At 58.4% G+C, this 22,911-nt stretch carries 26 protein-coding genes and 1 pseudogene; 15 read left to right on the forward strand and 12 right to left on the reverse strand.

What is annotated here, in order from left to right; genetic code table 11:
- Positions 1-43 precede the first annotated feature (43 nt).
- Both uraD and puuE read right to left on the reverse strand, forming a co-directional pair.
- Positions 44-559: a 2-oxo-4-hydroxy-4-carboxy-5-ureidoimidazoline decarboxylase gene (uraD, locus tag ACA053_RS08675; RefSeq protein WP_497316620.1), complete on the reverse strand. Its 516-nt coding sequence runs from the start codon at positions 557-559 to the stop codon at positions 44-46.
- Complete coding sequence (gene puuE / locus ACA053_RS08680) at positions 556-1,482, reverse strand: allantoinase PuuE (protein ID WP_109628743.1); 927 nt, start codon at positions 1,480-1,482, stop codon at positions 556-558. The genes uraD and puuE overlap by 4 nt, the downstream gene beginning before the upstream one ends.
- 419 nt (positions 1,483-1,901) lie before the next feature.
- Here puuE and uraH point away from each other — a divergent pair, with 419 nt between their 5' ends.
- Positions 1,902-2,255 carry a hydroxyisourate hydrolase gene (gene uraH / locus ACA053_RS08685; protein WP_010456673.1) on the forward strand — a complete coding sequence of 118 codons (354 nt, stop codon included), beginning with the start codon at positions 1,902-1,904 and terminating at the stop codon, positions 2,253-2,255.
- Positions 2,256-2,458: 203 nt separating this feature from the next.
- On the opposite strand, the gene ACA053_RS08690 is transcribed toward uraH, so the two are convergent.
- The 4 genes from ACA053_RS08690 to folE all read right to left on the reverse strand — a co-directional run bounded on the left by ACA053_RS08690 (position 2,459) and on the right by folE (position 5,937).
- Positions 2,459-3,085, reverse strand: a complete 627-nt coding sequence (locus tag ACA053_RS08690; RefSeq protein WP_497316623.1) for a LysE family translocator — start codon at positions 3,083-3,085, stop codon at positions 2,459-2,461.
- 79 nt (positions 3,086-3,164) lie between these two features.
- Entirely contained in the window at positions 3,165-4,514 is a 1,350-nt protein-coding gene (locus tag ACA053_RS08695) for an NCS2 family permease (protein WP_042932677.1), read from the reverse strand.
- A gap of 404 nt (positions 4,515-4,918) precedes the next feature.
- Complete coding sequence (locus tag ACA053_RS08700) at positions 4,919-5,290, reverse strand: glutathione S-transferase N-terminal domain-containing protein (protein ID WP_497395028.1); 372 nt, start codon at positions 5,288-5,290, stop codon at positions 4,919-4,921.
- Positions 5,291-5,391: 101 nt separating this feature from the next.
- Complete coding sequence (gene folE / locus ACA053_RS08705) at positions 5,392-5,937, reverse strand: GTP cyclohydrolase I FolE (RefSeq protein ID WP_010456659.1); 546 nt, start codon at positions 5,935-5,937, stop codon at positions 5,392-5,394.
- Between the two features lie 370 nt (positions 5,938-6,307).
- On the opposite strand from folE, the gene ACA053_RS08710 reads away from it, so the two are divergent.
- Positions 6,308-6,967 (forward strand): hypothetical protein, encoded by a 660-nt coding sequence (locus ACA053_RS08710; RefSeq protein ID WP_497316627.1) that lies wholly within the window; start codon positions 6,308-6,310, stop codon positions 6,965-6,967.
- Positions 6,968-7,013: 46 nt separating this feature from the next.
- On the opposite strand, the gene ACA053_RS08715 is transcribed toward ACA053_RS08710, so the two are convergent.
- The 3 genes from ACA053_RS08715 to ACA053_RS08725 form a co-directional block, all read right to left on the reverse strand.
- Positions 7,014-7,571: a Smr/MutS family protein gene (locus ACA053_RS08715; RefSeq protein ID WP_007898817.1), complete on the reverse strand. Its 558-nt coding sequence runs from the start codon at positions 7,569-7,571 to the stop codon at positions 7,014-7,016.
- Between the two features lie 87 nt (positions 7,572-7,658).
- Positions 7,659-7,979 carry a hypothetical protein gene (locus tag ACA053_RS08720; RefSeq protein ID WP_010456650.1) on the reverse strand — a complete coding sequence of 107 codons (321 nt, stop codon included), beginning with the start codon at positions 7,977-7,979 and terminating at the stop codon, positions 7,659-7,661.
- 130 nt (positions 7,980-8,109) lie between these two features.
- Positions 8,110-8,700, reverse strand: coding sequence for a cysteine hydrolase family protein (locus tag ACA053_RS08725; RefSeq protein ID WP_109628751.1), 591 nt, complete (start codon positions 8,698-8,700; stop codon positions 8,110-8,112).
- Positions 8,701-8,938: 238 nt separating this feature from the next.
- Here ACA053_RS08725 and prmB point away from each other — a divergent pair, with 238 nt between their 5' ends.
- On the forward strand, positions 8,939-9,847 hold the full coding sequence (gene prmB / locus ACA053_RS08730; RefSeq protein WP_497316630.1) for a 50S ribosomal protein L3 N(5)-glutamine methyltransferase: 909 nt from the start codon (positions 8,939-8,941) through the stop codon (positions 9,845-9,847).
- 114 nt (positions 9,848-9,961) lie between these two features.
- On the opposite strand, the gene ACA053_RS08735 is transcribed toward prmB, so the two are convergent.
- Together ACA053_RS08735 and ACA053_RS08740 are read right to left on the reverse strand one after the other, a co-directional pair.
- Positions 9,962-10,753 (reverse strand): hypothetical protein, encoded by a 792-nt coding sequence (locus tag ACA053_RS08735; protein WP_497316632.1) that lies wholly within the window; start codon positions 10,751-10,753, stop codon positions 9,962-9,964.
- 99 nt (positions 10,754-10,852) lie between these two features.
- A pseudogene (locus ACA053_RS08740) lies at positions 10,853-11,852 on the reverse strand (alpha/beta hydrolase).
- 83 nt (positions 11,853-11,935) lie between these two features.
- Here ACA053_RS08740 and aroC point away from each other — a divergent pair.
- From aroC to mtnC, 5 genes are read left to right on the forward strand one after another with little or no spacing between them, the layout of a single operon-like run.
- Entirely contained in the window at positions 11,936-13,027 is a 1,092-nt protein-coding gene (gene aroC, locus ACA053_RS08745; protein WP_109628758.1) for a chorismate synthase, read from the forward strand.
- A gap of 34 nt (positions 13,028-13,061) precedes the next feature.
- Positions 13,062-14,207, forward strand: coding sequence for an MFS transporter (locus ACA053_RS08750; protein ID WP_497395030.1), 1,146 nt, complete (start codon positions 13,062-13,064; stop codon positions 14,205-14,207).
- A complete protein-coding gene (locus tag ACA053_RS08755) occupies positions 14,204-14,830 on the forward strand; it encodes a methylthioribulose 1-phosphate dehydratase (protein WP_497316636.1) in 627 nt (208 codons plus the stop codon). The genes ACA053_RS08750 and ACA053_RS08755 overlap by 4 nt, the downstream gene beginning before the upstream one ends.
- A gap of 20 nt (positions 14,831-14,850) precedes the next feature.
- A complete protein-coding gene (locus tag ACA053_RS08760; RefSeq protein WP_109628764.1) occupies positions 14,851-15,396 on the forward strand; it encodes a 1,2-dihydroxy-3-keto-5-methylthiopentene dioxygenase in 546 nt (181 codons plus the stop codon).
- Positions 15,397-15,400: 4 nt separating this feature from the next.
- A complete protein-coding gene (gene mtnC, locus ACA053_RS08765) occupies positions 15,401-16,084 on the forward strand; it encodes an acireductone synthase (protein ID WP_497395032.1) in 684 nt (227 codons plus the stop codon).
- A gap of 204 nt (positions 16,085-16,288) precedes the next feature.
- Here mtnC and ACA053_RS08770 read toward each other — a convergent pair whose 3' ends face one another.
- Entirely contained in the window at positions 16,289-16,567 is a 279-nt protein-coding gene (locus ACA053_RS08770; RefSeq protein ID WP_109628767.1) for a DUF3509 domain-containing protein, read from the reverse strand.
- Positions 16,568-16,911: 344 nt separating this feature from the next.
- Here ACA053_RS08770 and ACA053_RS08775 point away from each other — a divergent pair, with 344 nt between their 5' ends.
- The 7 genes from ACA053_RS08775 (at position 16,912) to ACA053_RS08805 (ending at position 22,579) form a co-directional block, all read left to right on the forward strand.
- Positions 16,912-18,738 carry a long-chain-acyl-CoA synthetase gene (locus ACA053_RS08775; protein ID WP_109628769.1) on the forward strand — a complete coding sequence of 609 codons (1,827 nt, stop codon included), beginning with the start codon at positions 16,912-16,914 and terminating at the stop codon, positions 18,736-18,738.
- A 112-nt stretch (positions 18,739-18,850) separates the two neighbouring features.
- Positions 18,851-19,369 carry an ankyrin repeat domain-containing protein gene (locus ACA053_RS08780; protein WP_497316642.1) on the forward strand — a complete coding sequence of 173 codons (519 nt, stop codon included), beginning with the start codon at positions 18,851-18,853 and terminating at the stop codon, positions 19,367-19,369.
- A gap of 271 nt (positions 19,370-19,640) precedes the next feature.
- Positions 19,641-20,171, forward strand: a complete 531-nt coding sequence (locus ACA053_RS08785) for a hypothetical protein (RefSeq protein ID WP_109628771.1) — start codon at positions 19,641-19,643, stop codon at positions 20,169-20,171.
- 64 nt (positions 20,172-20,235) lie between these two features.
- The gene (locus ACA053_RS08790) at positions 20,236-20,427 is read left to right on the forward strand and encodes a PLDc N-terminal domain-containing protein (RefSeq protein ID WP_010456621.1); all 192 of its coding nucleotides are present in this window, start codon (positions 20,236-20,238) and stop codon (positions 20,425-20,427) included.
- 264 nt (positions 20,428-20,691) lie between these two features.
- Positions 20,692-21,567: a polyamine aminopropyltransferase gene (gene speE, locus ACA053_RS08795; protein ID WP_109628773.1), complete on the forward strand. Its 876-nt coding sequence runs from the start codon at positions 20,692-20,694 to the stop codon at positions 21,565-21,567.
- A gap of 222 nt (positions 21,568-21,789) precedes the next feature.
- Entirely contained in the window at positions 21,790-22,023 is a 234-nt protein-coding gene (locus tag ACA053_RS08800; protein WP_109628775.1) for a hypothetical protein, read from the forward strand.
- Between the two features lie 214 nt (positions 22,024-22,237).
- Positions 22,238-22,579: a ribonuclease E inhibitor RraB gene (locus ACA053_RS08805; RefSeq protein ID WP_109628776.1), complete on the forward strand. Its 342-nt coding sequence runs from the start codon at positions 22,238-22,240 to the stop codon at positions 22,577-22,579.
- The last annotated feature ends 332 nt before the right edge of the window (positions 22,580-22,911 follow it).

The raw sequence follows: 22,911 nt of genomic DNA on the forward strand, positions 1-22,911 counted from the left end.
CTGGGAAACGCAAGCGTTCATGAGGTTTCTCGGGCCAGGCTCGCTATAGGGTCAGTAAACGGAACAAGGCGATCTTGTTGATCTCCGCCAGCGCGCATTTGAATTCGGTGTCTGCCGAGTTGTGAATGCGCGTTTCGAACGCCGCGAGGATCTGATGCCGGTTGCTGCCTTTTACCGCCATGATGAAGGGAAACTTGAACTTGGCCTTGTAGGCGTCGTTCAGCTCGGTGAAGCGAGAAAACTCTTCGGCCGTGCATTGGTGAATACCGGCGCCAGCCTGTTCATTGGTGCTGGCTTCGGTCAGTTGGCCCTGGACGGCGGCTTTGCCGGCCAGGTCCGGGTGAGCGTTGATCAGGGCCAGTTGGCTTTCGTGATCGGCGCTCAACAGGATGTCGCTCATGCGTTGGTGCAGGGTTTCGATCTCGTCGATCGAGGCGTCCTGGCCCAAATCGAAGGCCTTCTCGGCCACCCATGGCGAATGTTCGTAGATGTCGGCGAAAGCGGCGACAAACGCGTCGCGGGCCAGGGTCGAGGGTTTCAGCGTTTGAAAGGTGCTCATTTGGCAGCCTCTTGGTACGGGTGGGTTTCGTGCCAGTGGCGAGCGATGTCGACGCGACGGCTAAACCACACCTGTTCATGACTTTTAGCGTATTCGATAAAGCGTTTGAGCGAGGCCAGACGCGCCGGACGGCCGATCAGTCGGCAGTGCAGGCCGATCGACAGCATTTTCGGTGCATCGGCGCCTTCGGCATACAGCACGTCGAAGGCGTCTTTGAGGTATTCAAAGAAGTCGTCGCCCTTGTTGAAACCCTGGACCTGGGTGAAGCGCATGTCGTTGGTGTCCAGCGTGTACGGGATCACCAGATGCGGCTTGCCGGTCGGGTTGTTCGGTTCCCAGTAGGGCAGGTCGTCGTCGTAGGTGTCGCAGTCGTAGAGGAAACCGCCTTCTTCCATCACCAGGCGACGGGTGTTCGGGCCGGTGCGGCCGGTGTACCAGCCCAGTGGGCGCTCGCCGGTGATTTCGGTGAGGATGCGGATCGCTTCGAGCATGTGCTCGCGTTCCTGCGCTTCGTCCATGTACTGGTAGTCGATCCAGCGATAACCGTGGCTGCAGATTTCGTGGCCGGCCTCGACCATAGCGCGGATCACATCCGGGTGACGCTGGGCGGCCATGGCCACGGCGAAGATGGTCAGCGGAATGTCGAATTCCTTGAACAGTTTCAGAATCCGCCAGACGCCGGCTCGGCTGCCATACTCGTAAAGCGATTCCATGCTCATGTTGCGCTCGCCCTGCAGCGGCTGCGCCGAGACCATCTCCGACAGGAAGGCTTCGGATTCTTTATCGCCGTGCAGGATGTTGCGCTCTCCGCCTTCTTCGTAATTGAGTACGAACGACAGGGCGATACGGGCATTGCCCGGCCAGTGTGGGTGAGGAGGGTTACTGCCGTAACCGATCAGGTCGCGTGGGTAGTCAGCGCTCACTGCAGTCTTCCTTCTTATTCGTTGACAGGTTGTGTGGCGTGCCTGCAGATGGGAAGTCAGGCTGGCGTCACAGCGATGGGCTGATTGTATACAACTTTATGTTCACTTTGTAAGCCTGATTTTTTGCATTTTTGATGAGCTGTCATTTGTTCATGTTATTGCAAGAAACCTGCCTGAATGGTCAGCTTATGGAGGGAAGATCCTTTGAACGTATGGTTTGGCGTTAGATTTTCCGTATTTCCATGAATGGCGAGGGTAGCGCTAAAAATGTCGTTTTTATTGTGTACAATTTTTCTGAAAAGTGTCTTAATCAATCGCTCGCCGCAGCGTTTCGTGCTCCGAATCGGTGCGGTCTCCTTTTCAACTGACTTCGGGAGGCGCGAGGTCTGACTGCTCCATGCAGCAGGCGCGCAGAATCAATGGGACGTTTGACTACACACGTTTTGGACGCTGCACACGGTTGCCCGGGCAGCTCGATCAAGGTCGAGTTGTACCGCGTTGAAGGCTCGCAGCTGGAATTGGTCGCCAGCGCGATCACCAACAGCGACGGCCGTGTCGATGCTCCGTTGCTGCAAGGCGATGACTACCGTTCCGGGGTCTATCAGGTTCAGTTTCATGCGGGCGATTACTACCGCGCCCGCGGCGTTCAGCTGCCGGAGCCGGCGTTTCTGGATGTGGTGGTGCTGCGGTTTGGCATCTCTGCGGAACAGGATCACTACCATGTGCCGTTGCTGATTTCGCCGTACAGCTATTCCACGTACCGCGGCAGCTGATCCCCCAAGCAGCTGCCTCAACCTGGAAGCGACTGCGCATATAGCTTCTTTGGTCTTTCGCCCGCTCACACTGCGGGCTTTTTTTTGCCTGGTGAAACGTGGCGTCCGTGCAGGCGTAATCGCTAGCAGGCTAGCTCCCACAGGAGGCTTGCGAACGCCGCAAATCCAATGTGGGAGCTAGCCTGCTAGCGATGCTTTAGACTTTAGCGGCTCAACAACGAAGCCGCACCGGCACCACTGAACAACCCCGCACTCACCCGATTAAACCAACTCTGCCCCTTGCCACTGCGCAAGTACCGCGCCGCGCCGTGGGCTCCCAGCCCGTAAGCCAACTTGCACAGCAAATCCAGTACGGTCCACGTTGCAATCATCACCAGCAATTGCGGCAGGAACGGTTGCCCGGCACTGAGGAACTGCGGAAGGAAAGCGGCGAAGAACAGAATGTCTTTCGGATTGCTCGCACCCAGCACAAACGCGCGCCCGAACAGTGCGCGAAAGCGTGGCACTGGCGCAGCCTGGGGCACTTCAGCGCCGACGGAGGGCAGCCGCGATTGCTGCCAGCTCTGCCAGGCGAGGTAGAACAGGTACAGGGCGCCGACGATTTTCAGCGCGCTGAACAGCTGTTCCGATGCCAGCAGCAACGCACCCAAGCCAAGTGCGGAAGCGCTTAACAGGCAGATCGAAGCAAACACGCCGCCCAGAAACGCCGGGTAAGAACGGCGCAAACCGTAATTCAGACTGTTGCTGATCATCAGCAAAGACAGGGGCCCCGGGATCAGGATCACCACCAGCGCAGCGGCGCTGAACAGCAGCCAGGTTTCCAGACTCATCACTTTCCTCCATTTGTGCAAAAGCCCCACCCGCCGGGGTGAGGCTGTTTTGAAACACTGTTTTTGAAACGTGGACGGCTTACAAGAAAATGAACTTGGCGATGAAGATCGCGCACAGCACCCACAGACTGACGGAGATTTCCTTGTGCTTACCGGTGAAAGCCTTCAGCACCACGTACGTGATAAAACCCAGCGCGATGCCGTCGGCGACCGAGAAGGTCAGCGGCATCATGATCGCGGTGACGATCGCCGGAATGCTGTCGGTCGCTTCGTCCCACTCAATGTGCGCCATACCGCCCATCATCAGCATCGCCACATAAATCAGCGCACCGGCGGTGGCGTAAGCGGGAATCATGCCAGCCAGCGGTGCGAAAAACATTGCCGCAATAAATAGCACACCTACGGTCACGGCGGTAAGACCAGTCCGACCACCCGCCGCTACACCCGCGGCACTTTCCACGTAGCTGGTGACGGGAGGAACACCCACCACCGCACCAAACACGCTGGACGCACTGTCGGCTTTCATGGCGCGGGAGAGGTTTTCGATGCGGCCGTCAGCGTTCACCAGGTTGGCGCGCTGGGCGACGCCCATCAGGGTGCCAGCGGTGTCGAACATGTGCACGAACAGGAAGGCCAGCACCACGCTGATCATGCTGACGTTGAATACGCCGGCAACATTCATGGCCATCCAGGTCGGCGCCAGGCTCGGCGGGGCAGACATGATGCCTTCGTAGTGGACGAGGCCCAGGCCCCAGCCCGCGAGGGTCACGGTGATGATGCTGATGAGGATTGCACCGAACACTTTGTGGTAGCTGAGCACGGCGATCATCAGGAAGCAGATGGCGGCCAGCAGCGGGCCGGGTTCGCGCAGAGAGCCGAGTTTGATCAGGGTGGCCGGGCTATCGACGACGATGCCGGCGGTTTTCAGGCCGATCAACCCCAGGAACAGACCCACGCCGGCACCCATGGCGTAACGCAAGCTCACAGGAATGCTGTTGAGCAGCCATTCGCGAATCCGCGAAAAGGTCAGGAACATGAACAACACACCGGAAACAAACACCGCGCCGAGGGCGGTTTCCCAGTTGTAGCCCATGGTGCCGACCACGGTGTAGGTGAAGAACGCGTTCAAACCCATGCCAGGCGCGAGGCCGACCGGCCAGTTGGCGTAAAGGCCCATCAACAGGCAGCCCAAGGCCGCAGCGATGCAGGTTGCGACGAACGCGGCACCGTGATCGATCCCGGCGTCGGCCATGATGTTTGGGTTGACGAAGATGATGTACGCCATGGTGATGAAGGTTGTCAGACCGGCAATCAGCTCGGTCTTCACCGTGGTGCCGTGCAAGCTGAGTTTGAAGATGCGCTCAAGCAAGCCATTGCGTAACGGCGGCGAGAGTTCCAGCGTCGGGGCTTCGGATTTGCGGCTTTCCACAGCGAATACTCCTCAAGAGTTTTATTTTTATTTCCAGGGCCGGACCCATGAGGGTGGCAGCGACCCTTTGAGGCACTTGCGAATTTGTTGACCGGCTGGTCAGAAACTCGCACGAAGTGGATTATGCTTTTGTATACAAATAAAGCAAATAATGTTTTTGGTTTTGTAGACGAAAAGTTTGGCAATAGGGGTATATCGCCGGGAGGGATGCTTTCGCGAGCCGTCTATCGCCGGTGTGCGGGCGAAAAAAAACCGGCGATCGGCCGGTTTTTTCTGTTCGGGATTTGCAGTGTTGGTGCGGGCCTCATCGCGGGCAAGCCCGCTCCCACAGGTTTTGTGTGCACCACAGATCACTGTGGGAGCGGGTTGCCCGCGATGGCGTCAGTCAAATCACCACAAAACCATCAGGCCGCTGCGAACCGCTTATCCAGATAATCAATAATCGCCTTGGACTCATACATCCAGGTGGTCTGCCCATTCTCTTCAATGCGCAGGCATGGCACCTTGATCTTGCCGCCTTGCTCCAGCAGGGTCTGGCGATCCTGTTCGTTGTTTTTCGCATCGCGCAACGCCACCGGTACATTCAGGCGACGCAGGGTGCGGCGGGTTTTCACACAGAACGGGCAAGCGTGGAACTGATACAACGTCAGGTCCTTGGCGGCCGATTCGACCTGGGCCTGGGCGGCGGCAGGGCGCTGCTTCTTGCCAGGGCGGGTGATAAAGTCGATGAAGATGATCAGTTGGCCAAGGCCGACACGAAGCGCTTTTACGAACACGGAATAAGCCTCACAGGGCGAACGGAAGGCGCGCAGCTTACCTGATTTTTCACAGGCGAAAAAAAACCGGCGATGAATGCCGGTTTTCTTCGTGTAACAAATTACTTGATCAGGCTGAGAAACTCGCTGCGGGTCGCCGCGTTTTCGCGGAACTCACCCAGCATCACCGACGTGATCATCGACGAGTTCTGTTTCTCCACACCACGCATCATCATGCACATGTGCTTGGCCTCGATCACCACAGCAACGCCCAGGGCGCCGGTGACTTGCTGGACCGCATCGGCGATCTGGCGGCTGAGGTTTTCCTGGATCTGCAGGCGGCGGGCGTACATATCGACGATCCGTGCGACTTTCGACAGGCCCAACACTTTGCCGCTCGGAATGTAGGCGACGTGAGCCTTGCCGATGAACGGCAGCAGGTGGTGTTCGCACAACGAGTAAAGCTCGATGTCCTTGACCAGCACCATTTCGCTGTTGTCGGAGCTGAACAAGGCACCGTTGGTGACTTCTTCCAGTGTTTGTTCATAGCCGCGGCAAAGGTACTGCATGGCTTTGGCGGCACGCTTTGGCGTGTCGAGCAGGCCCTCGCGGGAGACGTCCTCGCCCAATTGGCCGAGAATCGCGGTGTAATTCTGTTCCAGTGTCACAGAGGCTGATTCCATAAGGGTTTCAGGAGGGTACTTATTCTGTCTGTACCAATTTTGTATCAATCGAGCTGTTTCGTTTGCCTAGGTCATCCAGTCGGTGCTGGAGGTCCACAGGGCATAGGTCGACAGCATCTGACGCTTTGACCGAGCTTAAAGGCAGTGATTGCAGGGTTTCATACCCGTCGTGCTGCACATGGTAGCTTAAGTGTGTCGGCAGTTGTATGGCCGGCGGGCGTGAACCTTCAATCCGGTCGGTGCTGACCTGAGGTATCTGCAGACCACACCGGCCTGCTTGGGTTGAAGAGACAAATCTGATCCAGGGCTGATAGCATTGGGCTATCCCTTGCCCTCTATCCCAGGAACGGAATCCATGTTTAAAAAAACCTGTGCGCTGGCCCTGTCCATGGTAGCCATTATCTCGAGTGCGCAGAATGCAGTTGCAACTGACAACCTGTTTAAAAACTACGCTTATGACTCACCTATCTCAAAGTATACTGAGGCTACCGGTTATCATGATTGTTCGTCGCAGGTAGGTACTACGGCTAAATGTACTGAATTGGTTTTTATTGAAAATAAATTCACAGCATCGCTAGTTTTCAAAAATGACAAGCTTTCGATGGTTTCGCTACGTTCCCCGTTTGATCGTGAGTTGTACCTGCGCGCCATGGCTGCCGTTAGGAAGAGCTTTGGCATGGCAGTGATTAGCAATGGGGAATCTACTATCGATATACTTTATCTGGCGAGCAGATTGACAAAAGCCGAGGATGTAAAAATCGGAGTTTCTAATTATGAAAGTATGGCCTTGGGGGCGGGTCATGTTGCTTATACTTTCATAGATAATAGAGTTTCGATTGGATATGCTAAAAACTTTCGTCGATTATTATTATTGGCCCCTGACAATGTGAGGACCGTAGATCTAATCGTCAATAGCGTAGGTAAAGATGCTTATTTGATTTTAAAGTTTTCCTTTCCAAAGCTTGACCAAAAAAAGCTGGATCAGCAGGCAAATAAGCCAGTCGAGTCGTTTTAAAGAAAATTGCCATAGGGCACGGCGCTGCAAGCGTGAAGCGACAGCTTTACTCGTCACGACCTTCCATCATGGTCCGTTTGAGCATCACATAAACCGCGCCGGCACCGCCATGTTTCGGTTGGCACGAGGTGAAGCCGAGCACCTGTGAATGCTGACGCAACCAGGTGTTGACGTGGCTTTTGATCATCGGCCGCTTGCCGTCCAGACGCACGGCCTTGCCGTGGGTGACACGCACGCAGCGGATTTCGAATTTGGTCGCTTCGGCCAGGAATGCCCAGAGGGTTTCCCGGGCTTTCTCCACGTTCATGCCATGCAGGTCGAGGCTGCCTTCGAACGGGATCTGTCCGATCTTGAGCTTGCGCATCTGGCTTTCCTGAACACCGTCGCGGGCCCACATCAGTTCGTCTTCCGGACCGACATCGATCACGAACTGGTCAGACAGACCATCAACGGTGGTGGCATCGGTGCGAACGGTCGCGGCCTGGCGCAGCTTGGCGATTTGCGCGCGATCGGCCTTGGGTTTGCCGGTTTCGGCGCGATCGTGCTTGATCGGCTTGACGCCTTGGATCGCACTTTTGAACAGGGAAAAATCGTCGTCTTGCATGTCAGCCTCCGCGAAGGGCGGCCAGTTTACCCAAGTCGAGGCGCTATCCATAACAATTGAGGCCCGCCTGAGCGCCGGGCCTTTGATTCAATCGTGTTTTTTCATCAGGTGCGGGGACATGTTCAGCTCTCGCGACTGGCGCGAGCGGCGACGGCAGCGACGCCACAGCCACACCCCGATATAAAGCACGAACAGGCCAACCGCCAGAATGATCGCCGAGCCCAGCGGGCTGGCATTCAACTCGCCCAGGGCCGGGGGACGGCCCAGCAGACTGGCGGCACCGGCCATGGCCAGCAACACACCGCACGTCGCCAGCAAGGCAGCAAAAGCTGCGCCGAATCGAAAACGCCAGTTGCGTTGGCCCTTGGGCCGCAAGCGGCGTGCATCAAAACCATCGGATAACTTCATTCCGACCTTCCTCAATGGGTATCGGCCCTTCGACCGGGAGTTGTCCGGGTTGTTCCTGAGGCTAAGTCAATTGCAGCAAATGAGAGGCTTTTGCGGATGAGCGGCGGTATTGACCGCTCTTCGAAGCCGATCAAATCAGTTCGTGAGTCAGTGCGAGGGTGGCGAAGTTGTCCGCCATGATCGCCATTTCGGTCTGTTGAACGTGCTCGGCCGTGAGTACACCACCTTTGTAGGGCAAATCGCGCGTCGCGCAGGCGTCTTCAACCAGGGTGCAGCGAAAGCCCAGGTTCTTCGCTGCACGCACGGTAGTGCTGACACTGGAGTGGCTCATGAAGCCGCACACGATCAGGTCCAGGGAACCCAGGTTCTGCAAGCGTTCCAGCAATTCGGTGCCGTGAAACGCACTCGGCAGCAGTTTGCCGATAATGGTTTCGTCCGCCTGTGGCTCCAGGCCCGGGATGAACTCACCGCGTTCGCCCTGTGGATCGAACAGCCCGCCGACAGTGCCGAGATGGCGTACATGCACGATCGGACGACCGGCTGCACGGGCAGCGGCGACCAGTTGCTTGATGTTCGCGACGGCAGCATCCATGCCGCTCAGGGCCAGCGGGCCGCTGAGGTATTCTTTCTGGGCATCGATGATGATGAGGGTCGCTTGGCTCAGTTTGGCCGCCGGGTAACCGCGACCGCTGAGTTGAAACATCGTTTGTGGAACGGACATTCTGGGGCTCCTTGGAGTGGGGCTTTTGCGACATTGTCCTCTGGCTGAGCGGTTCTGTGAATCGCTACTATCGTAGACGCCGTCGTTGCTGGCGTGCAGCCTTGTCAAGATGCAGGTTTTGTTCAATAGCCAACAGCAAAAATGGATGTGTCCTACATCTGATCCGCTGTTTTCCCGCGTCGTCGTGGCGCGTTTTGGCTGTTAGAATCGCCAGTCGTTTTTTCTGGAGTTTGCCCCCGTGATCACTTCCCGCCTTCGTACCCTGCGTGACCATATCCGTTGGGCCGTCAGCCACTTCCATGGGGAGGATCTGTTTTTTGGCCATGGGACCGACAACGCCTGGGACGAAGCCCGTCAACTGGTGTTGGGTGCCTTGCACTTGCCGTGGGAAATCGCCGACAGCTACCTCGACTGCAATCTGGAAGAGGACGAGTTGGTCAACCTGCAACGCCTGCTCAAGCGCCGTATCGAAGAGCGCATCCCGACTGCTTACCTGCTGGGCGAAGCTTGGTTTTGTGGCATGTCGTTCATCGTCGACGAGCGCGTGCTGATCCCGCGTTCACCGATTGGCGAGCTGATCGAAAAACGCTTTGAACCCTGGCTGGGCGCCGAGCCTGCGCGGATTCTGGACCTGTGCACCGGTTCCGGCTGCATCGGCATCGCCTGCGCCTACGAATTCCAGAACGCCGAAGTGGTGCTGGCCGATCTGTCGTTCGAAGCGCTAGAAGTGGCCAACCAGAACATTGAGCGTCACGGCGTTGATGAGCGGGTCTACACCGTTCAGGGTGACGGGTTTGATGGCTTGCCGGGTCAGCGTTTCGACCTGATCGTGTCGAACCCGCCCTACGTCGATGCGGAAGATTTCGCCGACATGCCGGACGAATATCAGCACGAACCCGAGCTAGGCCTGGCCTGCGGTGATGATGGTTTGAACCTGGTGCGACGGATGCTCGCCGAGGCGGCAGATCATTTGACCGAGAAGGGCTTGCTGATTGTTGAAGTGGGCAACAGCCAGGTTCACGTCGAGGCGTTGTACCCGGAAGTCGACTTCGCCTGGCTCGATTTCGAACGCGGCGGGCATGGTGTGTTCATGTTGAGCGCAGAGCAGTGCCGCGATCATCAGGCCCTGTTCGCTTCCCGCGTCTGACTGAATTGGCTTTTGTGGCGAGGGGATTTATCCCCGTTGGGCTGCGAAGCGGCCCCCAAAAGAGGGACTGCTACGCAGTCCAACGGGGATAAATCCCCTCGCCACCAAAAGCAATCAGCGGTGCGTAGCAATCCAGATCAACAACCCCGCCTGAAACACCGCAAACGCCACCAGACACGTAATGGTAAAGCGCAGCCCGGCGTCTTCACGCTTGTACTTGCTGACCTTTTCTTCGTGTTTCTTCAGCTTCACTTCCTGCTCGGCCAGATTCTGCTCGGCCTGCTGAAGCATCTGCGCGGCTTCAAGGATTTCCACCAGTTGCAGCTTTTCGCTGTTCCAGTCACCCACAAGGTCTTCGACCTTTACTTCTTTGACGCTGCCTTTCAAATGCTGAGCGTCGGCATACACCACCTCAAACCCATGCGCCTTCAGAAAGTGATCGCGGCGCAGGCGGGTGTCTTCGTTCAACGCATCTTTATTGTTCAGATCGGTGCCGTCGACGGTGTAGCCGGGCCAGCGTTTTTTCGCCCAAGTAATCCCTTGGGCGGCCATGAACCGGCCGATGCCACGGTTGATCGGTTCAATCTGCAAGCCGCTATCGGGCTCGAAATGCACACGTTTGGTGGTGTGATTGACCCACACGTCCAGGTGATTCTGCTCTTTGCGCACGCGCTGGCCGGGCAGCTTGATGCTCATGCGCATCAGGCTGTAGTCCTTGCTGTTGCGGTCGGCGTAACCGAACTCGACAAAGCGCAGCGGCCGCCCACCGGTATTGCGGTCGGTCTGCAGCGGCGCCAGACGGAGCATCTTGTGGTGCTCGACGTGGACGTCCGCCCACGGCAGCTCGACCGCTGGCGGTGCGTCTTTTTCAGCGGTCGTGTCGGGTGAAGTCTGGGTATCAGTCATAACGGCGAGATCCTGTCCAAGCTCTGCTTGTCGCCAGTCATAGCGCTGGCGACAAAGGCTTATCGGCCGTTTTTTTCAGGACTGGAGGGCAAAAGCCTCTTAACTGGCGCGAAGTCCGTCAATAAACCCGAGGATTCGTGCACCAAGTTCGGCGGCCAGAGGCAATTGTGGATCCTTGTACGAGGCCATTTGCCGTTTCACGTCGTTGGGCACGATGCGCATGACGTGGTTCATGCCTTCGATCAGCGCCAGTTCGGCGTCAGGCTTGGCGGCCTTGAGCATTCGGGCGTCACCGACGCCGACCTGGATGTCGTTGCTGCCCTGAATGATCAGCGCCGGCATTTTCAATTTGCTGAACGCCGCCGCCGGATCCTGACGGAACAACGAAATCAGATACGGCTGCACACTCGGGCGGAAGATCACCTGCAACTGCGGTGGCACGTTGTCGTCGGTTTTGCCGGCCTTGAGGCTGTCGAGCAGTTCATTGCTGCGCAGCATCAGCGGCGGGGGCAGGCGATTGCTCAATTGCTGACGCAACACCTCATCGATCGGCCGGGCGCTGCCGGACATGGAGATGACCGCTGCGGCTTCGACGCTCGGTGCCGCGAGGCTGGCAATCAAGGCGCCTTCGCTGTGGCCCAGCAAAATCAGCTGGCCAAAGCGCGGATCGGTCTTGAGCTTGCGGCCCCAGGCCTCGGCATCGGCCACATAGGCTTCCACCGACAGATTGCGCTCGTCCGGCGTCGCCGCAAGGCTCGCCGCCACGCCGCGCTTGTCGTAACGCACGCTAGCGATGTTGTGTTTGGCCAGCACCCAGGCCAGCCGCTTGAGGCTGTCGTTGCGTCCGCCATCGGGGTTATTTCCGTCACGATCCGTAGGACCAGAGCCGGAAATGATCAGGACAACCGGCACCGGGGTCTCGGATTTCGGCAGCAACAGCGAGCCGAAAAGCTCGCCGGTGCCGGTATCCAACGTGATCGGGCGTTGCAGGACAGTGGCCTGGGCAAAGCCGGTAAACAGGGTAAGGCTCAAGGCTAGAACTCGCAGCATCATCACGCCATCATTCACAAAGGTGCCGGTTGGACTCGCGGGCACCCATAAGGTTCGAGGATGAACTACTTGGGTAGCCTGCGTATACTGGCGCGCATTACGTATTCAGGTTCATTTCACGGAGCGTCCTGCATGTCCGGCAATACCTACGGCAAGCTGTTCACTGTCACCACCGCGGGCGAAAGCCATGGTCCGGCGTTGGTCGCCATTGTCGACGGCTGCCCGCCGGGGCTGGAGATTTCCCTTGAGGATTTGCAGCGCGACCTGGACCGCCGCAAACCCGGCACCAGCCGCCACACCACGCAACGCCAGGAAGCCGACGAAGTCGAAATCCTCAGCGGCGTATTCGAAGGTCGCACCACCGGTTGCGCCATCGGCCTGCTGATCCGCAACACCGACCAGAAGTCCAAAGACTACTCGGCGATCAAGGATCTGTTCCGCCCGGCCCACGCCGACTACACCTACCACCACAAATACGGCGAGCGCGATTACCGCGGCGGTGGTCGCAGCTCCGCCCGTGAAACCGCCATGCGTGTGGCCGCCGGCGCGATTGCCAAGAAATACCTGGCCACCCAGGGCATCGTCATTCGCGGCTACATGAGCCAGCTCGGCCCGATCGAAATCCCGTTCAAGACCTGGGATTCGGTGGAAGACAACGCGTTCTTCAGCCCTGACCCGGACAAGGTGCCGGAGCTGGAGGCCTATATGGACCAGTTGCGCCGTGATCAGGATTCGGTCGGCGCAAAGATCACTGTCGTCGCCGAAGGCGTGATGCCTGGCCTCGGCGAGCCGATCTTCGACCGCCTCGACGCCGAACTGGCCCATGCACTGATGAGCATCAACGCGGTCAAGGGCGTGGAAATCGGCGCCGGTTTCGCCAGCGTTGCCCAGCGCGGCACCGAACACCGCGATGAAATGACCCCGGAAGGTTTCCTCAGCAACAACGCCGGCGGTATTTTGGGCGGCATCTCGTCCGGTCAGCCAATCGTTGCGCACCTCGCGCTTAAGCCGACCTCGAGCATCACCACGCCGGGCCGCTCCATCGACGTTCATGGCAACCCGGTGGATGTCATCACCAAGGGCCGTCACGACCCGTGTGTCGGCATCCGCGCCACGCCGATCGCCGAAGCGATGATGGCCATCGTGCTGATGGATCACCTGTTGCGTCATCGCGGGCAGAACGCCGACGTGCGCGTGAGCACGCCGGTGCTGGGTCAGCTTTGATGGCTGACCTTTACGCCGCAGCGGCCTGACGGCCGTGGCGGCACTCCCGTACTGGCGGCTTTCCAGTTTCTATCTGTTCTATTTCGCCTTGCTCGGTTCGACAGCGCCGTTTCTGGCGCTGTACTTCGATCACCTGGGCTTTTCCAGCGCGCGCATCGGCGAGCTGGTGGCGATCCCGATGCTGATGCGCTGCGTGGCGCCGAATATCTGGGGCTGGCTCGGTGACTACACCGGCCGTCGCCTGGCCATCGTGCGCTTCGGCGCCGTCTGCACACTGCTGACGTTTTCGCTGATTTTCGTCAGCAAAACCTACGCCTGGCTGGCGATGGTCATGGCCTTGCATGCGTTCTTCTGGCACGCGGTGTTGCCGCAGTTCGAAGTCATCACCCTCGCTCACCTGAAAGGGCAGACCTCGCGCTACAGTCAGATCCGCCTCTGGGGCTCCATCGGTTTCATCATCACCGTGGTCGCGCTCGGCCGGATGTTCGAATGGCTGAGCCTCGACATCTACCCGGTGGCGCTGGTGCTGATCATGGCCGGCATTGTCGTCAGCAGCCTGTGGGTGCCCAACGCTCAACCGGTTCAGGGCGAGCGAATTGCCGGAGACGGGTTTCTCAGGCAATTGCGCAATCCCGGTGTGTTGGCGTTTTACGGCTGCGTCGCGCTGATGCAGGTGAGCCACGGGCCTTATTACACCTTTTTGACCCTGCACCTTGAACGGCTCGGTTACAGCCGGGGCGTGATCGGCATGCTCTGGGCGGTCGGCGTGGTCGCCGAAGTCCTGATGTTCCTGGCCATGAGCAAGATCCTCGCGCGCTTTTCGGTGCGTAGGGTCCTGTTTGTGAGCTTTCTGCTGGCGGCCGTGCGCTGGTTGCTGCTGGGTTCGTTGGCTGAATTCCTCTGGGTGCTGTTGTTTGCCCAAGTGCTGCACGCCGCAACGTTCGGCAGCTTTCACGCCGCTGCCATCCAGTTCGTGCAACGTAGCTTCGGTGCGCGCCAGCAAGGGCAGGGCCAGGCGCTTTATGCCGCGCTGGCCGGCACCGGCGGCGCATTGGGCGCGTTGTACTCCGGCTACAGCTGGAACGCCCTTGGTGCCACGTTCACCTTTAGTATTGCCAGTCTCGCAGCCTTCGCCGCTGCCGTTATCATTGCCACACGTATGCAAGAGGACAGGCCATGAGCCTTACCCGTGAACACCTCGCCCAGGAAATCATCGACGCCGGGCGTTTTCTGTATGGCCGCGGCTGGTCGCCGGCCACCAGCAGCAATTACTCGACCCGCCTGTCGCCGACCGAGGCGCTGTTGACTGTGTCCGGCAAGCACAAAGGCCAGTTGGGTCCAAATGATGTGCTGACCACCGACTTGTCCGGCAACAGCCTGGAACCGGGCAAAAAGCCGTCCGCCGAAACCCTGCTGCACACCCAGCTCTACAGCTGGCGCCCGGAGATCGGCGCGGTGCTGCACACCCATTCGGTGAACGCCACGGTGCTGTCGCGCCTGACGCCAGACGCGTTCATCGAGTTCGAAGATTACGAACTGCAAAAGGCCTTCAGCGGCGTCTCGACCCACGAGTCCCGGGTGCGCGTGCCGATTTTCGACAACGATCAGGACATTGCGCGCCTCGCCGCCAAGGTGCAGCCTTGGCTCGAAGCCCATCCCGATTGCGTCGGCTACCTGATTCGCGGCCACGGCCTCTACACCTGGGGCGCGCGGATGAGCGACGCGTTGCGGCAGATTGAAGCGTTTGAATTTCTGTTCGAGTGCGAGTTGAAGATGCGCTCACTCTTGAACCATAAAAGCTGAACCGTTAAGGAGTTGCCCTGATGAGCAGCCTGTCCGTTTACCACGTCTCAAGCCCTGACATTCCGAACAAGGTGCTGACCCATTTCGAAGACATCGCCTCGACCCTGGCCGAGCAGGGCGTGCGTTTCGACCGCTGGCAAGCCACGGCGAAAATCCAGCCCGGCGCCAGCCAGGAAGAAGTGATCGCCGCGTACCAGGAACAGATTGACAAGCTGATGACCGAGCGCGGTTACGTCACCGTCGATGTGATCAGCTTGAACAGCGATCACCCGCAAAAAGCAGAGTTGCGCGCCAAGTTCCTCGACGAACACCGCCATGGCGAAGACGAAGTCCGATTTTTCGTCGCCGGCCGTGGGCTGTTCACCCTGCACATCGACGATTACGTCTACGCCGTGCTCTGCGAGAAGAACGACCTGATCTCGGTGCCGGCCGGCACGCCGCACTGGTTCGACATGGGCGAGCATCCGCATTTTGTCGCGATCCGTCTGTTCAACAACCCTGAAGGCTGGGTGGCCAAGTTCACCGGCGAAGACATCGCCAGCCGCTTCCCGCGTCTTGAGGACTGAGCCGATGCCGATCAAAGCGATTCTCACCGACATCGAAGGCACCACCAGCGCGGTGAGTTTTGTGTTCGACGTGCTGTTCCCATACGCCGCTAAACACCTGCCGGATTTTGTTCGCCAGCACGCCGGGCGCGCCGATGTAGCCGAACAACTGGCCGCAGTGCGCCGTGACAGCAACGAGCCGGACGCCGATGTTGAGCGGGTGATCGACATCCTGCTGGGCTGGATTGCCGAAGACCGCAAGGCCACGCCGCTGAAAGCGTTGCAGGGCATGGTGTGGGAGCAGGGCTATCAGGCCGGGCAGTTGAAAGGCCACGTTTACCCGGACGCCGTCGAAGCGCTCAAGCGCTGGCATCAGGATGGATTCAAACTATTTGTGTATTCCTCGGGCTCGATCCAGGCGCAAAAGCTGATCTTCGGCTGCTCGGAGGCGGGGGACTTGTCGCCGCTGTTCAGCGGCTACTTCGACACCACGTCGGGGCCCAAGCGTGAAGCGCAGTCTTACGCGCGCATCGCCCAATCCATCGGGGTTGAGGCTGCGCAGATTGTGTTCCTCTCCGATATAGTCGAAGAGCTGGACGCGGCGCGCACGGCTGGCATGGCCACCTGCGGACTGGCCCGAGAAGGTGGGGAGCTGGCAGGGCATGTAACCGTCGACAGCTTTGCGCGGATTGATCCCTCCACCTTCTAAATCACAACACCCTACCCGTAGGAGCGAAGCTTGCTCGCGAAGGCGGCGTGTCAGTCAACATTAATACTGTCTGACACGCCGCCTTGGCGAGCAAGCTTCGCTCCTACAAAGGCTCGGTGTAGGTTCAGAAACTAAACAGGCCGTGGAGCGAAAGCTCTCACGGCCTGTTTGTGTGCAGCGTATTTCTTTACACCACCGCAGGGTTCACGCCGAGTGATAGGTCGGCAGGGCAAACCGTTGCTGGCTTTGCAGCATGGAGATCTGCGGCAGCTCGCTGGCCTGTTCGGCCAGGTCACGGCGAATTGCACTGATCACCCACGACAACTGATCGCCGGCATGCAATTGCTGGTATGAAATCGAACGCTTGAACACTTTGCCTTCGGCGCTGCGCAGGGTCAGCAGAATGCCGCCATCCGGACGTGGTTGGGTGTTCACTTCGAAGTTGGAGAACAGGGAGGTAAATTTTTCTTGGATCAGGCTCATGTCTATCAGCTCCGTTAGCACTTGATTGGCAAGCATGGAGAGGTAGTTGCAGTGATTGTGCCAGCACCTGATATTTTTAAAATGCTTATAAATCAATAAGTTATGTTTTCAGTGGTTTTTTGCTTTCGTGCAATCTGCATGAATGGCCATCGTGCATCCTGCATTTTGCGTGGTCGGCCATGATTCGATGGAACCAATCACCCTCGCTGAGGTTCCCGATCTCGAACGCACCGGGCGCGGATACAAAACATTTCAAAAACCGCGTGTACAGCTCAAGAACCCCTGACGTATTTTCGGGCTCATAGACCGCCACCCGACAATAAAAAGATCGAACGGGAGCAAGCATGAGCGACACGATTACCTGGGGCATGATGCTCCGCAAGCTGCCTTCCATTGCCAAAGCCATTCCGCGAGTGGTGAAAGGCATGAAAGTCGCCAACGTCAAGGACCCGACCCAACCGTGTGGCCTCGGCTGGACGTTCGAGCAAGCGACCTTGCGCAATCCTGACGGCCCAGCGTTGCTGCAGGGCGACGTGACGCTGAGTTATGCACAGGTCAACCAGTGGGCCAATCGCATCGCCCATCACCTGATCTGCGAAGGCATCAGAAAGGGCGATGTGGTCGCGGTTTTTCTTGAGAACCGTCCGGAGTTGCTGGTGACGATATTGGCAGTGGCCAAGGTCGGTGCGATCAGCGCCTTGCTCAATACCTCGCAAACCCGCGACACCCTGGCCCACAGCCTGAACCTCGTGGCACCAGCGGCGATCATTGTCGGCGAAGAACTGGTCCCGGCTTTCAGTGCAGTCCGCGAGCGGGTATCGATCGAGCCGACGCGCACCTGGTTCGTTGCCGATCAAGACACCTACCGGCATCCGGGCAATGCGCCCGACGGTTTCATCAATCTGATGAGTGCCAGCGCCCAAACGTCCAGTGAGAATCCGGCCAGCAGCCAGCAGGTTTTCTTCGACGATCCTTGTTTCTATATCTACACCTCAGGCACCACCGGGTTGCCCAAGGCGGGTGTTTTCAAACACGGTCGCTGGATGCGCAGCTCGGCGAGTTTTGGCCAGATCGCCCTGAATATGCAGCCGCAGGATGTCGTCTATTGCACCTTGCCGCTGTACCACGCCACCGGACTCTGTGTGTGCTGGGGCTCGGCGATCAGCGGCGCCGCAGGATTTGCCATCCGCCGCAAGTTCAGCGCCAGCCAGTTCTGGAATGACGTGCGCAAATACCAGGCGACCACCCTCGGTTATGTCGGCGAATTATGCCGCTACCTGGTGGATCAACCACCCTCGGCCGACGACAACCAGCACCGCGTGACCAAGATGATCGGCAATGGCCTGCGGCCCGGTGCCTGGCGCGAGTTCAAGACGCGCTTTGGCGTTGATCACATCTGCGAGCTATACGCCGCCAGCGACGGCAACATCGGGTTCACCAACATCCTCAACTTCGACAACACCATCGGTTTTTCCCTGATGGCCTGGGAGCTGGTGGCCTACGACCACGACAGCGGCCTGCCGATTCGGGACGCCAAGGGCTTCATGCGCAAAGTCGCCAAGGGCGAGCAAGGTCTGTTGCTGGCGAGAATCGACGACAAGGCGCCACTGGACGGTTACACCGATCCGCAGAAAACCGAAAAAGTCGTGCTCCACGACGTGTTCACCCAGGGCGACCGCTACTTCAATACGGGCGACTTGCTGCGCAACATTGGTTTTGGCCATGCGCAGTTTGTGGATCGGTTGGGCGACACCTACCGCTGGAAGGGTGAAAACGTCTCGACCACCGAGGTCGAGAACATCCTGCTGCAACACCCGAATATCTCTGAAGCCGTGGCGTATGGCGTGGAAATCCAGAACACCAATGGACGTGCCGGCATGGCTGCTATCACCCCGGCGGAGTCCTTGGCGACCCTGGACTTCAGCGAGTTGCTGGCGTTCGCCCGCCAGCAAATGCCCGCGTATGCGGTGCCGCTTTTCCTGCGGGTGAAAGTGAAAATGGAAACCACCGGAACCTTCAAATACCAGAAGACCCGGCTCAAGGACGAAGCCTTCGACCCCGGCAAAACCGGCGATGACCCGATCTACGCCTGGCTGCCCGGCACCGAGACTTACGTGCAAGTCACTCCGCAGTTGCTGGCGGATATTCACGGCGGCGCTTTTCGTTATTGAAAGCAGCGCTATTGAATGTGGCTATGACGGCGCTCGAGAAAAAAGAAGTGACAGCCTCGGGGCTGCTCGGGAAACTGTCGGCTTTCCCGAATGACAGAAAGTGGAGTCCCCAATGTCAGACCAAAGCCGCCAGATGACCCCCGAAGAAGCCGCTGAATTTGCCGAACAGGTATTCAACAAGGCGCGTGAGGGCGATGCGGCCATGATGGCTGCGCTGCTGACCAAAGGCCTGCCGCCGAACCTGCGTAACCACAAGGGCGACACGTTGCTGATGCTTGCCGCTTACCACGGCCATGTGGAGACGGTAAAAGTGCTGCTGGAACACAAGGCCGATCCGGAAATCCGCAACGACAACGGCCAGAGTCCGATTGCCGGTGCCGCGTTCAAGGGCGACCTGGCGGTGGTCGAGGCGTTGGTCGAGGGTGGTGCGCAAGTGGAAGGTTCGTCCTTCGATGGCCGCACGGCGCTGATGATGGCGGCGATGTTCAATCGCGTTGAAATCGTTGATTACCTGATCAGCAAAGGCGCCGACCCGAAAGCCAAGGATGCCAATGGCGTCACAGCGCTGGATGCCGCGAAGACCCTCGGCGCTGTCGATACCACTGCGCAGCTGCAAAAACTGCTGGCCTGATTTCGCACGGTCCCCTGTGGTGGGTCATCCTGTTCACTTAAAATAATCTTCAGTCGAGCAGAATCCTGTGGCGAGGGGGCTTGCCCCCGTCCGGCTGCGAAGCAGTCGCAAAACCGGACAACTCGGTTTGTCTGAGCGGACGCTGGGGGCCGCTTCGCTGCCCAACGGGGGCAAGCCCCCTCGCCACAGGGAGCTCACCACAAGTCCGCATCTCACGCTGAATGCGCTATCCTTCGCGCCCTCAAAATTCACTCGCTACAGGATCCGCCCCATGAAAGCCGCACTCGTCGAACTCATCACTAAAATCAGCTCCGGGTGCATGAGCGATGACGAAATCCTGAAAGTCGCCGACGAAGCGGCCCAGGCCTACGCCGATCCCGAGGCTTTCCTGACGGCCAATCCGGACATCAACTACGACGACACCTTCCCGATTCCACTGGGCGAGTGGGTGGTGGTCGGCAGCCTGCCGGAAACCGTGCTGTTCCAGGCCGACACCTACGTGGACCTGTTCGCCCAGATCGTCGCCTCGTTTGGCCCCGGTGTTGATTTCAACATCAAGCCCAAGCAACTGGCCAAGACCGAAGCCCTGACCGCGCTCAATCGCATTCAGGTGCAGATGGGCAGCATGAACAAGGAAAACGGCGGTTACACGCTGATGAACTTCAGCCAGTTGCTCGACGACGAACTGCAAGTGGTGCTGGTCTTCGGCAACGACGTACCGCGCGTGCTCGAGTTGTGCGCCGAAGTGGGCATCACCGCCGCACCCTCGCTCGAAGCCCTGAAAATCGCGGTCCACGTTTAAAAAGCGGAACCCTCGCAAGGCCCGGCTATCCTAAGAGTGCACACCACTCTTAGGGAGCGACACCATGGGTTCCACGTTCAACGGCCTGATTGGCCTGATTATTCTTGTCCTGGACATCTGGGCAATCATCAACGTGCTCAAAAGTGGCGCCGACACAGGGATGAAAATCATCTGGGTGCTGCTGATCCTGCTGCTGCCGGTCCTGGGCCTGATCATCTGGGCCATCGCCGGGCCACGGGGCAATGTCCGGATCTGAATACGCAACCAAAGCCATCACTATTCCCCTGTGGGAGCTAGCCTGCTAGCGATAGCGGAGTGTCAGCCACAACTTTACTGACTGACACTCCGCTATCGCTAGCAGGCTAGCGCCCACAGGTATTGTGTCGACTCATCAAGTGAGGTTCGACCTGTCATCTTCCGCAACGTAGAATGCGCGCCTTTCCCGGTTAATCGAGCCGATCGATTAGCCGTCATGGGCGGGTAACCGTCCGTTGCCACCGCATTCATCGGAGCACTTCCCATGAGCAACATCACCACCAGCGATTACCTGGAAACCCTCTACGAAGGCTACGGCCAGCGTTTTCGCATGGAAAAACTGCTGCACGAAGTGCGCACCGAACACCAGCACCTGGTGATTTTCGAAAACCCGCGCATGGGCCGGGTCATGGCGCTGGACGGTGTGATCCAGACCACCGAAGCCGACGAATTCATTTACCACGAGATGCTCACCCACGTACCGATCATCGCCCATGGCTCCGCCAAGCGCGTGCTGATCATCGGTGGCGGCGACGGCGGCATGCTGCGTGAAGTGGCCAAGCACCGCAGCATCGAGCACATCACCATGGTCGAGATCGACGGCACCGTGGTCGACATGTGCAAGGAATTCCTGCCGAACCACTCCAAGGGTGCGTTCGATGATCCACGCCTGAACCTGGTGATCGACGACGGCATGCGTTTCGTCGCCACCACCACTGAAAAATTCGACGTGATCATTTCCGACTCCACCGACCCTATCGGTCCGGGTGAAGTGCTGTTCTCGGAAAACTTCTACCAGGCCTGCCGTCGCTGCCTGAACGAAGGCGGCATCCTCGTGACCCAGAACGGCACGCCGTTCATGCAGATCGAAGAAGTCAAAACCACTGCCGGTCGCCTGCGCAGCCTGTTCCCGGACTGGCACTTCTATCAGGCGGCGGTGCCGACCTACATCGGTGGCTCGATGACCTTTGCCTGGGGCGCGACCAACACGGCCTATCGCAAGTTGTCCCGTGAAACCTTGCAGCAGCGTTTCGCCGGCAGCGGCATCATCACCCGCTACTACAACCCGGAAATCCACATCGGCGCCTTCGCCTTGCCGCAATACGTGCTGCAAGCGATCAACAAGCCAAGCAACGACTAAACTCAAGATGTACGCATAACCCCTTGTGGGAGCGGGCTTGCTCGCGAAAGCGGTTCTCCATTCAACAGTGATGTTGCCTGACAGACTGCCTTCGCGAGCAAGCCCGCTCCCACAGGTTCTGTGTTTTTCATACTTCTACGCGGTAATCCGTTTGAACGATCACTCAGGCCAAAAGTCCAGATGGTTGTAAGCCCATTTGCGGGTTTGTTCGAGGAGGCACTGATGCAAAAGTGGAAAATCACTTTCGTGGATGATCACGGTGAAACACTCGATGAAGTCTTTGAGTGCGAGGAATGCCCGGACAACGAGCAAGCCGCGAAACTCATCAAGGCCCGGCTCCTTCCTGTCGCCGCCGAACTGGATCTGAACGATCTGGAAGGGCGAACCGCCGACGCAAGCGTCAAAGATCTCAAGACCCAGAACAGCATACAAATCCTCGGCATCACGCCAATCTGAACAACACCTGTCTCATTCTTATCCAGGCCTTGGCAGCGCCTCTGTCTTGGGGCTACTCTGCAAGCGAGATCAGCGAACGGATCGCTAAGGTCTGGTCTTGTCAGCTACATGCTTGCTTCCCACCGGCAACGTTGTTGCCGCATCGCTCGCACCAATCGGTTGCGAGTGCCGGGAATACGGAAAGTCTATCCATCAAGATTGAGGGGGACGTTTCATGAGCACAGCCTATCAAGAAGACATCAGCAGCAGCGTGTTGCGCCGCATGAAAGAAGGCGGTTTCGATTTCTCACGATTCCATCCCATCGAGTTCTACGCCATTTTCCCGGACGAGGAGCGGGCACGCAGGGCGGCAGGGCAATACAAGGGTGAATCGTTGAACGCGCAAATCAGTGTGCGCGATGACGGCGCATGGGCGCTCGAACTGAGCAAAGTCATGTACGCCACCTACGATGACATCGGCGATTTCGAACAGGGTTTCGAGGCGGTGGTTGAGCCTCTGGGCGGTATCATCGAAGGGTGGGGCGTCAAGCAGGAAGTACGAGGGCGACTCGCATAACGTTATGAACAGTGACAACGCTCAGCAACGGCTGACCTTCGGGTTGGCCGTTTTCGTTTATGGCGCCCGGAACATCCCCTCGGCAAAACCCTGAAACAAGAATCCGACGCAAAAAAAACCGCCTGAGCAGGCGGCTAAAGGGAAGTTTTGGTCAGGTTTTGCAGCGAATGCGCGGATTATCCGCAGCGCCGGCCGGGCAGTGAAATCAACTCTGACTATGCTGGTGATAGGCGACAACGTCGCCTTGCAATGAAGCGGGGGCGATCAGGTTGAGGCGTTTGCTGCACAGGATTGGTGCGGTGCAAACGGCGTGATTATCCAACTGGTTGATA

This window comes from Pseudomonas sp. LBUM1672 (genome assembly GCF_059695655.1).

Coding starts and splice junctions, on each gene's coding strand:
- uraD (WP_497316620.1), bottom strand. CDS start 559: ATGAGCACCTTTCAAACGCTGAAACCCTCGACCCTGGCCCGCGACGCG.
- uraH (WP_010456673.1), top strand. CDS start 1,902: ATGGGACGTTTGACTACACACGTTTTGGACGCTGCACACGGTTGCCCG.
- ACA053_RS08690 (WP_497316623.1), bottom strand. CDS start 3,085: ATGAGTCTGGAAACCTGGCTGCTGTTCAGCGCCGCTGCGCTGGTGGTG.
- ACA053_RS08710 (WP_497316627.1), top strand. CDS start 6,308: ATGTTTAAAAAAACCTGTGCGCTGGCCCTGTCCATGGTAGCCATTATC.
- ACA053_RS08715 (WP_007898817.1), bottom strand. CDS start 7,571: ATGCAAGACGACGATTTTTCCCTGTTCAAAAGTGCGATCCAAGGCGTC.
- ACA053_RS08720 (WP_010456650.1), bottom strand. CDS start 7,979: ATGAAGTTATCCGATGGTTTTGATGCACGCCGCTTGCGGCCCAAGGGC.
- ACA053_RS08725 (WP_109628751.1), bottom strand. CDS start 8,700: ATGTCCGTTCCACAAACGATGTTTCAACTCAGCGGTCGCGGTTACCCG.
- ACA053_RS08735 (WP_497316632.1), bottom strand. CDS start 10,753: ATGACTGATACCCAGACTTCACCCGACACGACCGCTGAAAAAGACGCA.
- aroC (WP_109628758.1), top strand. CDS start 11,936: ATGTCCGGCAATACCTACGGCAAGCTGTTCACTGTCACCACCGCGGGC.
- ACA053_RS08755 (WP_497316636.1), top strand. CDS start 14,204: ATGAGCCTTACCCGTGAACACCTCGCCCAGGAAATCATCGACGCCGGG.
- ACA053_RS08760 (WP_109628764.1), top strand. CDS start 14,851: ATGAGCAGCCTGTCCGTTTACCACGTCTCAAGCCCTGACATTCCGAAC.
- mtnC (WP_497395032.1), top strand. CDS start 15,401: ATGCCGATCAAAGCGATTCTCACCGACATCGAAGGCACCACCAGCGCG.
- ACA053_RS08770 (WP_109628767.1), bottom strand. CDS start 16,567: ATGAGCCTGATCCAAGAAAAATTTACCTCCCTGTTCTCCAACTTCGAA.
- ACA053_RS08775 (WP_109628769.1), top strand. CDS start 16,912: ATGAGCGACACGATTACCTGGGGCATGATGCTCCGCAAGCTGCCTTCC.
- ACA053_RS08780 (WP_497316642.1), top strand. CDS start 18,851: ATGTCAGACCAAAGCCGCCAGATGACCCCCGAAGAAGCCGCTGAATTT.
- ACA053_RS08785 (WP_109628771.1), top strand. CDS start 19,641: ATGAAAGCCGCACTCGTCGAACTCATCACTAAAATCAGCTCCGGGTGC.
- ACA053_RS08790 (WP_010456621.1), top strand. CDS start 20,236: ATGGGTTCCACGTTCAACGGCCTGATTGGCCTGATTATTCTTGTCCTG.
- speE (WP_109628773.1), top strand. CDS start 20,692: ATGAGCAACATCACCACCAGCGATTACCTGGAAACCCTCTACGAAGGC.
- ACA053_RS08800 (WP_109628775.1), top strand. CDS start 21,790: ATGCAAAAGTGGAAAATCACTTTCGTGGATGATCACGGTGAAACACTC.
- ACA053_RS08805 (WP_109628776.1), top strand. CDS start 22,238: ATGAGCACAGCCTATCAAGAAGACATCAGCAGCAGCGTGTTGCGCCGC.